The organism is Mesorhizobium sp. M0954 (genome assembly GCF_040319155.1).
GTDB lineage: Bacteria > Pseudomonadota > Alphaproteobacteria > Rhizobiales > Rhizobiaceae > Mesorhizobium.
Genome location: NZ_JAMYNR010000034.1, coordinates 1 through 14,918, shown reverse-complemented (window position 1 = coordinate 14,918; position 14,918 = coordinate 1). Strand labels below are relative to the sequence as shown.

Here is a 14,918-nt window from a genome sequence, read left to right as displayed (position 1 = left end):
CCCACCTCCAAACCCGAGCGACGTTGCCTTCAGGCGCCGAACCTGTCCACCGCAAAGGGAGCTATGCGCGCGAGATCGCCACGTCCGGCAATGAGGTCGGCGATCAGGCGCGCCGTGATCGGCGCCAGCGTCAGGCCGAGATGGCCGTGGCCGAAGGCATGAATCACTCTTGCGCTGCCGCGCGAGCGGCCGATGACCGGCCGCGAATCGGGGAGTGAGGGCCGGAAGCCGAGCCATTCGGAAGAAGGCTTGCCGAGTTGTGGAAAGAACTGCCTGACACCGCGATCAAGCAGCGCCAGCCGGCGCGGATTGGGCGGCGCGGCAAGGCCGCCGAGTTCGACGGTTCCGGCGACACGCAGCCGGCCGGCCATCGGCGTCATGTAGAAACCGAGATCGACGGGACAGACCGGCCGGTTGAGCAGCGGCGCATCGGTCGGGAATTCCAGGTGATAGCCGCGTTCGGTCTCGAGCGGAATCCTGTCACCGGCCTGCATGGCCAACGCCCGCGATTGCGCGCCCGCGGCGATAACCACCGTGTTCGCCTTGATCTGAAAACCCGAGCCACTGAGCCGAACACCGCCGGTCTCAACCTGCAGCCCGGTCACATCAGTTTGCCTCACCCAGGCACCCCGGGCGGTCGCGGCACCGAGCAGCCGCCGCATCACCGTTGCCGGATCGGTGACGTGAATCGAGTTTGGAAAATACAAGCCACACGTCCCGGTCGCCGCCAGGCCCGGCTCAAGTGCTGCTATCTCTTGCGGCGTCAGCACCTCCTGATGGACACCAAACCCGGCGCGCAGCGCCCTGCCTCCGGCGGCGGCGGCAAAATCGCTTTCGCCGCGATAGAGGTAGAGACAGCCATTCCGGCGCAGCAGGTCGGCCATGTCGGCTTCTTTTGCCATTTCCTCCCAGGCCGGCAAGGCGTCAGCCAGCAGTCCGGCCAGCGCCAGCGCATTGGCACGAGTGGCCGCCGGCAACGATTGTCTGACAAAGCTGACCAGCCACGGCGCCAACTGGAACAGGGCCGGCCAGCGCAGCGAAAACGGGCTGTCGGGATCGAGAAGCAGCTTTGGCAGTGCGCGCAGCAGAGCCGGATTGCCGACCGGCATGCAGGCATATTCGGCAATCGTTCCGGCATTGCCGAACGAGGCGCCGGAGCCCGGCTCGTTGGGGTCGATGAGCAGGACTTCGCAACCCTCAGCTGCGAGCCGGAGTGCAGTTGCCAGTCCGACAACGCCGGCACCGACGATGGCGATTTCGACCGTTTCCGACGCTGCCATCTTTAAATTCCTAGACGAAGCCAGGCAATTGAAGATGGCCGGCAGATAACAGTTCGGCCATCGAGTTCAGGGCCGTGCGCAGATCGTCGAGCGAGCGCGCGGCGCCGACATTGATACGCACGCCGTGCTGTACCGGCTCGCGCCCAACGGCGAAGGCATCACCCGGGAGTACGGCAACGCCACGTTCCAGGCAGGTGCGAGCGAAACCCGCACCCCGCCACGGCTCCGGAAGGCGCAGCCAGGCGTGGGTCGAGGTTGGGTGGTTCTGGACATCGTAGCGGCCGAGGATTTCAGTGAGGATGGCCTGGCGCTGGCGCAGCTCCTGCTTCTGCGTTTCTATGATGCGCGCCGCCAGGCCCTCTTCTATCAGCCGCGCGCCGATCAGCGCCGTCAAGGGACTGATGCTCCAGCAGTTGATGCGCAACGCCGCTGCGACCTGGCCGGCTACGGCGCGTGGCGCGATCACAAAACCGAGGCGCAGTCCTGGGGCAAGGCATTTCGACATGGCGCCGATATGGATCGTCAGTTCGGGCTCGAGGCTAGCAAGCGATGGCGGCGGATTGTCTGCCAGGGGGCGGTAGACGTCATCTTCTATGATGAGGACGTTGTGGCGGCGGGCGACAGCTACCAGCTCGTGCCGGCGCTCTTCGGATAGCGTGATGGTCGTCGGGTTGTGCAGGGTCGGCACCAGGAAGACCGCGCGTGGGCGGAGCTGCGCGCAGGCCGCATCGAACGCGTCGGCCCGCATGCCGCCACGGTCCATCGCCACGCCTCTGAGGTCGAGCCCATGCACACGGCACAGCGCGTTGATGCCCTGATAGGTCACTTCGTCGGCGAGCACGACCTCGCCCTGCCTGGTCACCGCGCCAAGCACGCAATCCAGCCCATGCTGGGCGCCCGCCGCCAGCACCACGCGGCCGGGATCGCCTTCTCCCGCCACCGGCCGCATCCATTCGGCGATTGCCATCCTCGCCCAAAGCGGCCCCTCGGGCGGATGATAGTCCTGAAGCGTGGCATAGTGCCGGTCCTTCGACAGGCGCGGCAGCAGCAGCCCAAGCGCATCGAGATAGGCCGAGGTCGCAGGTCTGTTGACGGAAAGATCGATGACGCCGGTGTCGTCGCTCGGCGCTGACACGAAACCTGGCCTTTCGCCGCCATTGCGGGCCGCGACCGTTGTGCCGCGTCCGGGCCGCGCTTCGAGCAGGCCGCGCTGCTGGAGCGTCGACAGTGCGCGCGTCACAGTGGTGACATTGATGCCCAGTGCGCGGGCAATCTCGCGCTGCGGCGGCAGCCGGTCTCCAACTGCAAGTGTGCCGGCCGTGATCCGTTCGGCAATAGCGTCCGCAAGACGCCGATAGACCGGGCCTTCATCCGAGGCGAGTTGCAGGTCCTGAAGCATGCGGATTGGCGGTTTCGGTGTGTTGACGCTCTGGCTATCGGCGCATCTAGCATAAGACAATGCTCCACACAATAGCACTTGTCCGGCAGGTATTTTCAAGATCCGGCCCGAAAAATCTCACACAATCCCGAAGAAAGCCGCTTGACGGGCAAAGTTGTCTGCATCTATGGTCCTTTAGCGATTGATTGTGTGAGCATACAAGTTTGGTTTGCCGCCATTGTGCGGCAGCGTCATGCGAGACCGACACATGCACGGCAAGCACCACCTCGTTTCGACATGCAGCTTCTGCCGCAGCTCGACGGACTTGCGTCCGTGATGGCCGAAGCGACAGCCCTGTCGCGTGACAGCGCCGGTCCTGCACGGGCAGCCGATGCCGACAGCCATGGATTTGTCGAATTCATCGATGTCGAGAAATCCTATGACGGCCGCACGTTCGCGGTATCGCGGCTGAACCTCGGCGTTGCGCGCGGCGAGTTCCTTACCCTTCTTGGACCCTCCGGTTCGGGCAAGACGACGACGCTCAACATGCTTGCAGGGTTCGAACGGCCGACCAGCGGCGTCATTGCGCTTGAAGGCCGGTCGGTCGACAGGCTGCCGCCCTACGAGCGCAACATCGGCATGGTGTTCCAGAATTACGCGCTGTTTCCGCACATGAGCGTCGAGGAGAACGTCGCCTTCCCGCTCTCCGTTCGCAAGATTACCAAGACGCAAGTCGCAGCCCGCGTCGGCCGCGCGCTCGACATGGTGCGGCTGCGGCAGTTCGGCGACCGGCGGCCGGCACAGCTTTCCGGCGGCCAGCAGCAGCGCGTCGCGCTTGCCCGCGCGCTGGTGTTCGAGCCGAGCCTGGTGCTGATGGACGAGCCGCTCGGTGCGCTCGACAAGAAGCTGCGCGAGCATATGCAGCTCGAGATCAAGCAACTTCACACGATGCTCGGTGTCACCATCGTCTATGTGACGCACGACCAGAGCGAGGCGCTGACCATGTCGGACCGCGTCGCCGTTTTCAACAATGGCGGGATTGCCCAGCTCGGTTCGCCGGATGATCTCTACAACGCGCCGCAAACTTCGTTCGTCGCGAGCTTCATCGGCGAGAACAACACCCTGCTCGGCAAGGTCGAGCGCGTCTCTGCCAAGGAGTGCCGCGTCGCGCTGGACGGCGGCGGTTCGGTCACGGCGCTCGCCATCGGTGTTGCGGAGGGCGCTGCCTGCCGTGTCGCTATCCGCCCGGAGCGGCTGAAGCTTGCGCCCGCCTCGATCGGAGCAAATCGGCTGGCCGCCACGGTTGAAGGCCGCATCTATCTCGGCGACCACCAGCGCCTTTTGGCCCGGCTGGAAAACGGACAGGTGCTGACCGTCAAGGTCGGCCCCAAAACGACCATGGGCAACGGGGGACCGGTCACGGTTTCCTGCGCGCCCAACGACTGCCGTGCCTTTCCGGCAGATGCCGGAACGGACGGTTCCATCTCGAAAACAGGGGAATAACAACAATGAAAATTACAAGAGCCCGGCTGTTCGCCTTTGCGGCAGCCACAGCATTCATCACCTCAGGACATGTCGCCTTCGCCGACGAGCTTTCGATCATGGCCAGCGGCGGCGCCTGGCAGGATGCCCAGCGCAAGGCATGGTTCGAGCCGTTCAGCAAGGAGACCGGTGCCAAGATCGTCGAGCAGGAATATCTCGGCGATCTCGGCAAGGTCAAAGCCATGGTCGACACCGGCAACGTGCCGATCGACCTGGTGACGGTCGAGACCGCGACCGTGCTGCAAGGTTGCGACGCCGGCATTCTCGAGCGCCTCGACTATTCCAAGATCGCGCCACGCGAAAAATTCCTCGAAGGCTCCGCGCTCGACTGCGGCGTCGGCCTCGACGCCTATGGCGACGTGCTCGCCTATGATCCCAACGTGCTGAAAGAGGCGCCGACCTCGGTGCTCGACATCTTCGACACGACCAAGTTTCCGGGCAAGCGCGCGATGCGCAAGTTCCCGGCGCAGAATCTGGAATGGGCGCTGATGGCCGATGGCGTCGCGCCGGCCGATGTCTACAAGGTGCTGGCCACGTCGGAAGGCGTCGACCGCGCCTTCAAGAAGCTCGACACCATCAAGAAAGACATCGTTTGGTGGGATGCCGGCGCGCAGCCGCCGCAGCTCCTGGCATCCAAGGAAGTGGTGATGACCACCGCCTGGAACGGCCGTATCCAGAATGCGATCGACAAGGACGGAGCGCCATTCAAGATCGTCTGGAACAACCAGATCCTCGAATACGACATGATCGCCATTCCGAAGGGCGCCAAGAATCCGGATCTGGCCTATAAATATCTTGCCTATGTCAGCCAGCCGGAAAACAACGCCAAGCTCGCCAGCTACATCACTTACGGGCCGGTGCGGTCCGATGCAGCTTCCTTTGTCGCGCCGGGCGCGCTGCCCAAATTGCCGAACGCGCCCGACCATATGAACGCTTACCTGGTCGCCGACACCGAATTCTGGGGCGATTACGGCGAGGATCTGGTCAAGCGCTTCAACGCCTGGCTCGCGCAGTAGGAAAAATGACGGCGCTTGAGCCCACGAAGCTGGACCGGCCGCGCATCGCGCGCGACCGGTCGGCCGCCGATGCCAAGGCGGCGAAATCGGTCACGGCAAAACTTCGGCGCGCCGAGTTCGGCGATCGGCTGCGGTCGCTGGCGCTGGCGGCGCCTTTGCTTGTGCTCCTGGCGCTGAGCTTCGGCATCCCAATCGTCTTGCTGCTATCGCGCGCCGTCTATGACCCGACGATTGCCGATGCCTTGCCGCAGACCAGCCAGGCGCTGCGCGGGTGGAACGGCGCGGGATTGCCAGGAGATGCCGCCTTCCTGGCCCTTGCCGCCGACCTCAGGGACAATCAGGCCATGGGCACGGCATATGAACTCGCCAAGAGCCTCAACGCCCGCCTGCCCGGTGCGCGCAGCCAGGTGCTCAAGACGGTACGCCAACTTGAGGCTGCCGACAGGCTGCCGCTGGAGGTGATGAAAGCCGTGCCGTTCTGGTCGGCGCCCGGCACGTGGCCGGTCATCGAGAGCGGCACCCATAGCGTGACGTCGTTCTACCTGCTCAGCGCGCTTGATCTGCGTTGGAACGCCAATGGAGGCATTGAAAGAGTGCCGCCGCAACAGGCGATCTTCCTGCAGGTGTTCATGCGCACATTCTTCGTCGCTGCGGCGGTGACGCTGGCCACGCTGATACTGGGCTTCCCACTCGCCTATCTCATCGCCTCGGTACCCAAGGGCCTCGCCGCCATCCTCATCGTCGCGGTGCTGCTGCCATTCTGGACGTCGATCCTGGTGCGAACCGCGGCCTGGACCGTGCTCCTGCAGAAATTCGGCTTGGTCAACGACCTGCTTTTGTGGGTCGGCATTGCCGACGACCGGCTTGACCTGATGTACAGCCGCATCGGCCTGATCATCGCCATGACCCATATCCAGCTGCCGTTCACGCTGCTGCCGATCTATAGCGTCATGCGCACGATCCCGGCCTCGCAGATGAAGGCCGCCTATTCGCTCGGCGCAAAACCCTTCACCGCATTCCGCCGCGTCTATCTTCCACAGGTTTTTCCGGGCGTCATGGCCGGTTGCCTGCTCACCTTCATTCTGTGCCTCGGCTACTACATCACGCCGGCGCTCATCGGCGGCGCAAGCGACCAGCTGATCAGCAATTTCATCGCCAACTACGTCAATGTCGAGCTGAACTGGGAGATGGCGGCAGCGCTGAGCTTCATCCTGCTCCTCTTCACCCTGACGCTGTTCGGTATCTTTGCCCGCATCCTCGGCCTCGACCGTCTCAAGCTGGTGTAGCCATGCTGCTGTCTCCCTATCCGACGCCAGGCGAAAGAATCCGCATCACCCTGCTCTGGCTGTGGTGCGGCATGGTGATCCTGTTCCTCCTCGTGCCAATCCTCGTTCCCGTCTCCTTGTCGTTCAACAGCGGCGCCTTCTTCATCTTTCCGCTGGAGGGGATTTCGACGCGCTGGTACGCGGTCGTGCTCGGCACCCAACGCTGGCAATCGGCGATCGGCAACAGCCTGATCGTTGCGTTCGGGACGACGCTGATCGCGACGATACTCGGCACGTTGACAGCGATTGCGCTTTCCGACGAAAAGTTTCCCGGCCGCCGCATCGTCATGCCGCTGCTGTTGTCGCCGCTGATCGCGCCGGTGGTGATCACCGCCGTCGGCTCTTATCTGTTCTATGCCCGCGTCGGCCTGGCCAGCACCTATGCCGGCATCATCCTGGCGCACACGGCGCTCGCCAGCCCGTTCGTCGTCGTCACGGTGGGCGCGAGCCTCACCGGCTTCGACCGTAATCTGATGCGCGCTGCAGCCATCTCCGGAGCAAGGCCCATCACATCATTCTTCAGGGTGATGCTGCCACTGATCCTGCCCGGCGTGCTGTCAGGCGCCGCTTTCGCCTTCGTCACCTCGTTCGACGAGGTCGTCGTTGTGCAGTTCCTGGCCAGCGCCAACCAACGCACCATGCCGCTCGAAATGTTCATCGGCTTGCGCGAAAAACTGAGCCCGGCCATCACCGCTGCCGCGACCCTGATGATGGCGCTGTCTATAGTGCTCCTGGTCGTCGCCAACCTTCTGACGCGGCACAGCCAGCGTCGGCCAAGCGCGAGCGAGTAACTCATGGCCTTGCCGCTCGAATGTTCCCGCAGTTTATGGAAGTGTTCCCCGGTCCCTGATCGGCGATCGTCGGAAGAGACGGGATGGGCACGACGCGGTCATTGAAAGGTCCGTTCGGGATCTTCGCCTTTGCAGTTGAGACTTCAATTCCACCTGCTTGAATGTCTGCCATCGCTTTGGGATGCCAGAAGCTGCGCGTGCCGACGTTCTCTCCAAGTCGCAGAAGATGCAGTCGGAACGCAAGGTGCGACAACACGATGGCGACTGACACGTTGGGTGATGGCGCCGTTGGGGGCAGAACAACGACGAATTCGATTGAGCCCGGTGCGGTCGCTGGTGCGCGGTCCATCAACTGACCGATCGCGGACTGGTGGCCCGAAGGGTGCGCAAGACAACAATGATCGTCGTACTCGCCCGCAAGCTGCTCATCGCGCTTTGGCGCATGGTCACCATCGGCGAAATCCCGGCGGGCGTCGCGCTGCGGCAGACGATCTGAATACGCGACATGGTCGTCCCGCGACGGATCGACTGTCGCGACGAGTCGACGCGTAGCGATTCGAGGTGGCGGTGACCCGAACAACTCCATGGCTCCAATGCCGTCGGCAGAATGGGCCCGCCCCTCGGAGCCTTGCTGCCGAAGCCATTGACTGCTTCATGGTCGGGATCCCCTGCGGATCCAACCGAATACAAGGTCGCGGCGCGATGCTTTGCGCCCCAAGGCAGGCTCCCCTCGAATTGCTCGCCCTGTTCCCGCTCCGGGTTCACGCCCGCCTCACTCTCGTGGTCGACCGCCCGCTTTTTGGCCTAGGCGCCGGCTGTCGAGAAACTCAAGGAAAAGATTGCTGAGAGCCGCACTAAGGACTTGACAGAAAAATCCCCATACAAGGAGTTGTAGGCGATGCGCCACTGGCCGCAGTCCTCGCAGGCCTCCACGTGACCGCCAAGGGCCGCAGTGCGGCAGTGCTCGATCGACGACATGACCTTGAGCTGCTGCAGTGTCAGATGCCCTGCATGGGCGACCCGGTAGGCGGGCCCGGCAGTGCGGAAGACGTCGGCAACCTCGATCGAGGCGCGCACCTCAGCCGTCGGGTGAGATCTCTTCCGGCTTGAACAGGCCAAGCTTGTCGAGCGGGCTCCTGACGGTGCGCACCGTGCGGGTTGCAACCTTGGTATAGAAGGCGGTGCTATTTAGCTTGGCATGCCCGAGCAGGACCTGGTTGATCCGGATGTCGGTGCCGTCCTCCAGCAGGTGGGTGGCGAAGCTGTGACGCAGCGTGTGCGGCCCGACCCGCTTGGCGATGTCGGCGGCCTGCGCTGCCTCGACGACCACCCGATAGAGCTGCCGCGTGCTGATCGGCTTCATCGCATGCTGCCCCGGAAACAGCCAGCCGTCGCGATGCATCACCCCCTGCTGCCGCCCGACCTCCACCACTGGCGCAGCAACAAGAGCAGGTCTTCCGACAACATGGCGTTGCGGTATCGCCCGCCCTTGCCGCGCGCGACGCGCAACAGCATGCGCTCGCTGTCGACGTCGGCGACCTTCAGCGTCGACACCTCCGCCACGCGCAGGCCCGCGCCATAGGCGACCGACAGCGCGGCCTGGTGCTTGAGGCAGGTGGTGGCGTTGAGCAGCCGGGCGACCTCGTGGCGGCTCAGCACCACCGGCAGCCTGCGCGGGTGCGCCAGCCGTGACCGTATACGTGATGAAGAAGCGCGGCGCCGACACGATGCTGTTCATCGTCGGCACGGGAACGCCGTCGTCCTGCTGCTCGATCTGGAACCGGCGCAGGTCGTCGGTGGTCGCTGTGTCTGGTGAACGCCCAAGGAACGTCGCCAGGCGTCCGATGTCGCGGAGATAGTTGCGCTGCGTCTCCCGTGAGAAACGCCGCATGTTCATGTCGTCGATCAGCCGCTGACGAAGTGGACTGATAGTGCATCAAGAACAGGATAAGGCATGGTCAGGCTCCTTGTTGAAGAAGCCTGTTATGCTCTGCCCCTGCCGAACCCCGCTCAACGCAGGCGCAACGATCGGTTCTTGATCTCTACCTCAACCGCGGGCGCCCATCCCGCGCAGCGGGTTCGTTCATCGGCCCTATGCTGCCGAGTAGCAATGCGCCTCTAAGCCGACATTCGCAGTGAATGCGGCATGCTAGCAGTCAAGAGTCCCGGTATCAGTCGGGGAGCTTTGTCATTTCGACTTGTTATAGCCAACCGCCCGAAAAACCGGCTCGGTGCAGTCCCGCGATGATGGCCGGCACGCGGCGCATCAGGCGCCACAGGAAGCCCGAGCGGTAGTTCTCTATCATCAGAGTGATCGGCCCCTGATTGATGCCGACATGGTCCGGCGATACCCAACCGCATGGCCGGCCGTCGGCGGCTGCTATTGTCGGATTGAAGCTTGCGGTGAAGCCGTAAGGGTTGCCCTCTTGCAGGTCGATCTCGTGGAAATGGCGCAGTGCCGGCAAAACGATCTCTGGCGCAAAGGGCAATGAGGTAATCGCTGCCCACGGCGACAACGTCCCATCATCAGGGCCGAATGGCGCACCGCGCGCCAGATAGCCGAAGAAGCGGCGGCCACCGACCGTCATTTGGCGTTTTGTCGGGCTTGGGCCGTCGCTGGCGGTGATGCCCCAGCAATTCTCGCCATAACCGCTGAAGCCCTTCGGATTGCGAATGGCGTAGTCGCGTTGCAGGTAGGTTGCCTCGCGGCTGTTCTCGAAATAGTCGCAGTCGTGGTTGCGCATGGAAGCATCGCGGATGCCGCGAAAATCGATCCAGATATGCGAGAGCTGGTGGACGAAAAGTGGACCAGCGTAAACCAGTTCCCGGCCATAGATCTTTTTCCACTTGTAGGTGGATAGCCAGGCCGCATAGCTCTCGGGCGGCAACGGATGGGTTGGCGAACCGAGGCCCAATACATATAGGATCACCGCTTCGTCGTAGCCTTGCCAGCGATAGCGCAGGAAGCCTTTTCCAGGCCGCCAGCCATGGGTGACGGTGGCGCCGCCGTTCTGCGCCCATCGCCAGTCGGCGCGCCGGTAGAGCGCATCGGCAAGCCGCCGGATTTCCAGTTCGGATTCATCGTCCTCGCCAAAATAGACGCCGGCGGCCAGCACGCCAGCAAGCAGAAGCGCCGTATCGACCGTGGACAGCTCACACTTCCAGACGCGGCGGCCGGTCTCAATGTCGAGGAAATGGTAGTAGAAGCCCTTGTGGCCCGTTGCGTCGGCTTCGGGCCCTTGCGGCGCGTTCCAGAAGAAGCGAAGCGTGGCGAGCGTCCGTTCAGCGGCGGCGGCGCGCGTCATGAAACCGCGCTCGACACCGACGGGATAGGCCGACAGGGCGAGCCCGACGGCAGCGATGCTGGCCGGTGACCCCGGGGTGTTGCGGTCGGCGATCAGGCCATTCGCCGGGTTGGCCTCGTTGAGAAAATAGTCGAAGGACAGGCGCTGGATGTCCGAGAGAAGCTCGTCGTTCTGCACGTGGTCGCTCGATGCATCCATGGCTGTCGATATAGAGGGGTTTGGCTGCGCTTCCCACCTTTTTGGTCGTCTTATCGCCTATGCGCCAGTTGCGAAACGCGTGCTCCCCTTCGTTCTGCGACCCCTTTCCGGACGTTGATGGACACAGATAAATGACCGAGCATTCGTCAAAATCATGATCGAGCTGGCGTCGGGCGGCCGAACTGCGTTTGATATTCCTTTGGGCTGATACCCGTGCGTTTGCGGAAGTGATGTCGCAGCGTATCCGCTGAACTCATGCCCACGGCGGCGGCGATCTCTTCGATGCTGTGATGGCGACCAATCAGGAGCTGCTTCGCCTCCTCAAAGCGCTCGGATACCAGCCATTCGCCTGGAGGCGATCCCGTCGCTTGGGTGAAGCGTCGTATAAAGGTCCGCAAGCTCATGTGGCATTCCGATGCCATTCGCTCCAGCGTCCAGACGCCGCCGAGTTCAGCCCTCATCTTGTCCAGCAGTGGCGCAACTTCTGACCCACGCCGTGTCGGAACAGGTCGTTCAAGGAATTGCGCCTGCCCACCGGTACGGTGCGCCGGCATTACAAGCCTTCGAGCCACGGAGTTGGCCGCATCAGCTCCAAAGTCCTGGCGAACGATCTCGATCAGAAGGTCAATGCCGGCGGCACTCCCGGCGGACGTGAACACGCGGCCATGCGAGCGGTAGAGCGAGGCATGGTCCACGGCCAACTTTGGATACTGGCTGCGCAGTGCATCAGCGTAGCGCCAATGCGTCGTCGCCGTTCCGCCATCGAGAAGGCCCGTAGCGGCCAGCACGAATGCACCCGAGCAGATCGACGCCAATCTTGCCCCTCTGTCATGGGCGTGACGCAACCGCTGAACGAGAGTTTGAGGTACAGGTTCGTCGACCCCTTTCCATCCTGGAACGACGATAATATCGCCCTCATCGATTAATCCGATGCCATGATCCGGCGTCAGCAAGAAGCCACCATTCGCACGAAGGGGGCCTTCCTCGATGGCGCAGCTTGCGAACCGGTACCAGCTTTCACCCATTTCAGGTCGCGCCAAACCGAAGACTTCGGCGACTATGCCGAACTCAAAGGTGCAAAGACCATCGTAGAGAAGCGCGACAACGAGGGGGCCGTTCGTGTTTGGCATGATATACCCGTAGTATGTCATTCATGCCAATTGCAAGGTGATATCTGAGTCAGCCACATGGAGAGCGAACAAGAACAAAAAGGAGATCACCCTGTCCTCCGCCGTCACAACCGTTCCCGCTGCTCCGAGCGAAATCGCACGCGAACCCTTCTCAGCCGAATTTACCTTCGAAACGGACTGTTGGGATGTTCATGATGCGCTGTCGCGCGAATCCGATTTCGTCCTCCTCGATGTCCGCAGTCCTTCGATGTTCGCCCAAGGTCATGTCCCCGGGGCCATCAACTTGCCCCATGGCAAGATTGTCCGCTCAAAGCTCGAGCGCTGGTCCGACCAAACCGTATTCGTCACCTACTGCGCCGGCCCTCACTGCAACGGTGCCGCCCGTGGGGCGCTTCGCCTTGCGGAGCTCGGTCGCCCGGTGAAGATCATGGCTGGCGGCGTTACGGGTTGGCTCGATGAAGGCTTCGAGTTGGCGAAAGGTTCAGACACGTGACCATTGCGATCCGAGTTGCATCGCCAGGCGATGCCGCTCAGCTTCATGAACTGATCGTGGAGCATGCAACGTTCGAACGGAGCGCCGCATCTTGCACTGTCCGAACTGGAGAACCTTCTTCGAGCCCAGCCCAGCCGGTCAAACTCCCCGTTGCCGAGCGCGACAAACGATTATCGGGCTATTCCGCCATTAGTCATCGATCAAAGGGCTCTAACTTCGGCGACGCGCTTGATTGCGTAATCATTTTCCAACAAACAGCGGCTTCCCAAGCGGCTGACGCCTGAGCGGCAATGTCATGAGCGGCTTCTTCGAGACCAGCCGCATTGTTAGGTCGCCATGAACAACACATGTCCTGTGCCCGACGAGCCGCGACCACGCTGCCCTACATCGGGCAACGCCGTCGGGCGGCATCGCGGCAAGGTCGATCCTGGTTCCGGTCTCGGCTTGCAGGAGGTCGATTGACGAACGCCAGCCTGGTCGTACGCGGAGTTCGTGAGAAAGCTTAACGTCAGCGACATCGACATCGACATCGAAAATGCGATCACCGAGCGAAAGGTGCAAATGTCGCTCCGCTGACGCTTCAAAGCCAAGCCCGCGCACGTCACCGATAAGAGCTTAGCTATCGGGTTGGCGGCATCGTCGCGGCGCCTCCGGAACGTCGAATAGGCCCACCCGCGGCGCTCGCACTTGATCTCGGCGCGGGTTTTCCCTTGTCTCATCGCGCTGTCAGCGCCTTGCAGATGAACGAAACCAAGCTGTCGCGCGCTCGCTTGTGGAGTGCGCCTTTCGGCCGCCATGCAAGGAATCATCACACTCATCCAATCAACGGGTTTGTGTCGGCGCCTGGCGGACTGAATTGGACATACAGATGCAGTTCGTCAGGCACAAAGACGACTTTCCACGACCCCTTGATATCATTGGCAAGGTCGTAGGCGAGGACGGTCAGGGCGGGGCACTCCTTTCGCCGTGGAGCGTGCCTATCTCACGGGAAAATTCCATCACCAGAAGTCAGTATTGACGCTCGCGCTTTCTCAGAAATCCAACGTCCGCGTGATGCCGAAAGGTGCAGCTAACTTTTTGTGTATCTCGATTGGGAACACGGGACCGCCGCGAAAGTTCGGTGCACGCAGCAAATCCTCCCCTCCAGGTATTGCTGCAGATCGGTATCCCGATCGGCCCGCGCTCCCCGCAAGGCGCGGGCCTCGGCCTGTGGTGCTCATGCCATCTACTTCGATCCGCAAGATGGAATAGGATCTGGATAGAAGGACCCTCTCGGTGTGGTTCGTCGCCAGCGGCAAGCGGTACGAGTTTGAGGGGGTACCGCCGGAAACCTTTGCCGCGTTCCCGGCCGCGTTCGCCAAGGGCCGCTATTTCAACGACCACATCCGCAACAATTTCCGCTACCATCTGGTTGCGAGCGATAGCGACGCGGGATGACCTGACCTGCCGGCGGCTCAATCGTCCTGTCGCTCCAACCGGCGGTTGGTGGACGCGTTGCCGCTGTTGCGCTTAGGGTTGGTTACGGTCCGCGGTCACTTGGCAAGCCCAACCCCTCGCATCCCCCCGCCCCGCCGTTCTGGAGTGCGACGGGACTTTTTTGCGGTCCAGGTGGAACACCGGCGCGCGGGGAAGGCGCGGTGCACGCAGCACCCTTTCTCATCCAACGTACGTGGGTGGCGCGCTGAAGGGTCTCAACGTCGGTCTGCCGCCGGAGCTCAGCTAGCTGGACTATTGCTCGACCGGAAGCGGCTCGTGCTGCGGCTCACCTGTCCAAGATCGCGCGCGTCGAACGTTTGGCCGCAGACTGGGCAGCAGACAAAGTGCTTCGACTCGTCCTCTACCGGCCCGTCATGCGGCCTGCCCTCATAGCCTGTCGCGATGTTGTCGGTTCTAATCCGGGGCATCGACAAGTGCCTTTCGTCGTTTTGGCGGCCGATATTTCTCTAGCCAGACCTTGTCACGGTCGACCGTGACCAGCGGCCCGAGGTCGATCGTCACGGTGTCCTCGTCGATGCGAGTGACCTCGCCTTTCAGGTCGATTTGCTGGCCTCGGTTCACCTTGGTGTGGTCGGTGCTGGAATGTGGGAAGTCGTAACCTCGGATAGAGACGCTTACGCGGTCCTCTGTTATCCGCCTTCGAACCGTGGCAGTAATCGGCACCTGGTCACCAATGCTTATTCCCCGAGCCATGCCATGGATTCTGGTGCGGGCAGCGTCTTCTTCAAGAGACTTCTAATATTCGCCGGCCATCCTAAGGCTGACCTACGACCAGAGTTACAAAAGTTGAACTTCATCGGGGAACACTCCTTCTGTCTGCCTGTTCAATTTGCCAGGCGCATTCAGACAGGAGAAAGAAAATGAAACGCATCCTTTTGGCTTCGGCCGTGCTGGCGGTGTCGGCCGGGCTTTCCTTTGCCCAGACGACGAGCGGAACTTCGAGCGGAACCTCGACCACGACAA

The 14,918-nt window shown here is 62.4% G+C and carries 11 protein-coding genes and 3 pseudogenes; 6 read left to right on the top strand and 8 right to left on the bottom strand.

The window, feature by feature from the left end:
• Positions 1–29: 29 nt before the first annotated feature.
• On the bottom strand, positions 30–1,280 hold the full coding sequence (locus NKH93_RS29380) for an NAD(P)/FAD-dependent oxidoreductase (RefSeq protein ID WP_352974379.1): 1,251 nt from the start codon (positions 1,278–1,280) through the stop codon (positions 30–32).
• Between the two features lie 10 nt (positions 1,281–1,290).
• A complete protein-coding gene (locus NKH93_RS29375; RefSeq protein WP_352974375.1) occupies positions 1,291–2,679 on the bottom strand; it encodes an aminotransferase-like domain-containing protein in 1,389 nt (462 codons plus the stop codon).
• Positions 2,680–2,994: 315 nt separating this feature from the next.
• On the opposite strand from NKH93_RS29375, the gene NKH93_RS29370 reads away from it, so the two are divergent.
• From NKH93_RS29370 to NKH93_RS29355, 4 genes are read left to right on the top strand one after another with little or no spacing between them, the layout of a single operon-like run.
• The gene (locus NKH93_RS29370; RefSeq protein ID WP_352974486.1) at positions 2,995–4,161 is read left to right on the top strand and encodes an ABC transporter ATP-binding protein; all 1,167 of its coding nucleotides are present in this window, start codon (positions 2,995–2,997) and stop codon (positions 4,159–4,161) included.
• Between the two features lie 5 nt (positions 4,162–4,166).
• Positions 4,167–5,216: an ABC transporter substrate-binding protein gene (locus NKH93_RS29365; protein WP_352974369.1), complete on the top strand. Its 1,050-nt coding sequence runs from the start codon at positions 4,167–4,169 to the stop codon at positions 5,214–5,216.
• A 5-nt stretch (positions 5,217–5,221) separates the two neighbouring features.
• Positions 5,222–6,502: an ABC transporter permease gene (locus tag NKH93_RS29360; RefSeq protein ID WP_352974364.1), complete on the top strand. Its 1,281-nt coding sequence runs from the start codon at positions 5,222–5,224 to the stop codon at positions 6,500–6,502.
• 2 nt (positions 6,503–6,504) lie between these two features.
• Positions 6,505–7,332 carry an ABC transporter permease gene (locus tag NKH93_RS29355; protein WP_352974360.1) on the top strand — a complete coding sequence of 276 codons (828 nt, stop codon included), beginning with the start codon at positions 6,505–6,507 and terminating at the stop codon, positions 7,330–7,332.
• A gap of 885 nt (positions 7,333–8,217) precedes the next feature.
• On the opposite strand, the pseudogene NKH93_RS29350 reads toward NKH93_RS29355, so the two are convergent.
• The 4 genes and pseudogenes from NKH93_RS29350 to ftrA form a co-directional block, all read right to left on the bottom strand.
• A pseudogene (locus tag NKH93_RS29350) lies at positions 8,218–8,409 on the bottom strand (transposase zinc-binding domain-containing protein); the annotation flags it as partial.
• A gap of 1 nt (position 8,410) precedes the next feature.
• Positions 8,411–9,288: pseudogene (locus NKH93_RS29345) on the bottom strand (tyrosine-type recombinase/integrase).
• Between the two features lie 245 nt (positions 9,289–9,533).
• Positions 9,534–10,835 carry a glucoamylase family protein gene (locus NKH93_RS29340; protein WP_352974356.1) on the bottom strand — a complete coding sequence of 434 codons (1,302 nt, stop codon included), beginning with the start codon at positions 10,833–10,835 and terminating at the stop codon, positions 9,534–9,536.
• A 152-nt stretch (positions 10,836–10,987) separates the two neighbouring features.
• Complete coding sequence (ftrA, locus tag NKH93_RS29335; protein WP_352974353.1) at positions 10,988–11,965, bottom strand: transcriptional regulator FtrA; 978 nt, start codon at positions 11,963–11,965, stop codon at positions 10,988–10,990.
• A 91-nt stretch (positions 11,966–12,056) separates the two neighbouring features.
• Between ftrA and NKH93_RS29330 the strand changes: the two genes are divergently transcribed.
• The gene (locus tag NKH93_RS29330) at positions 12,057–12,458 is read left to right on the top strand and encodes a rhodanese-like domain-containing protein (protein ID WP_352974480.1); all 402 of its coding nucleotides are present in this window, start codon (positions 12,057–12,059) and stop codon (positions 12,456–12,458) included.
• A 200-nt stretch (positions 12,459–12,658) separates the two neighbouring features.
• Here the strand turns inward: NKH93_RS29330 and NKH93_RS29325 are convergent.
• Positions 12,659–12,938, bottom strand: a pseudogene (locus tag NKH93_RS29325) (aminoglycoside phosphotransferase); the annotation flags it as partial.
• Positions 12,939–13,712: 774 nt separating this feature from the next.
• Between NKH93_RS29325 and NKH93_RS29320 the strand changes: the two are divergent.
• Positions 13,713–13,895, top strand: coding sequence for a KTSC domain-containing protein (locus tag NKH93_RS29320; protein ID WP_352974476.1), 183 nt, complete (start codon positions 13,713–13,715; stop codon positions 13,893–13,895).
• Positions 13,896–14,348: 453 nt separating this feature from the next.
• On the opposite strand, the gene NKH93_RS29315 is transcribed toward NKH93_RS29320, so the two are convergent.
• Positions 14,349–14,648, bottom strand: coding sequence for a hypothetical protein (locus NKH93_RS29315; RefSeq protein ID WP_352974348.1), 300 nt, complete (start codon positions 14,646–14,648; stop codon positions 14,349–14,351).
• Positions 14,649–14,918: the final 270 nt, after the last annotated feature.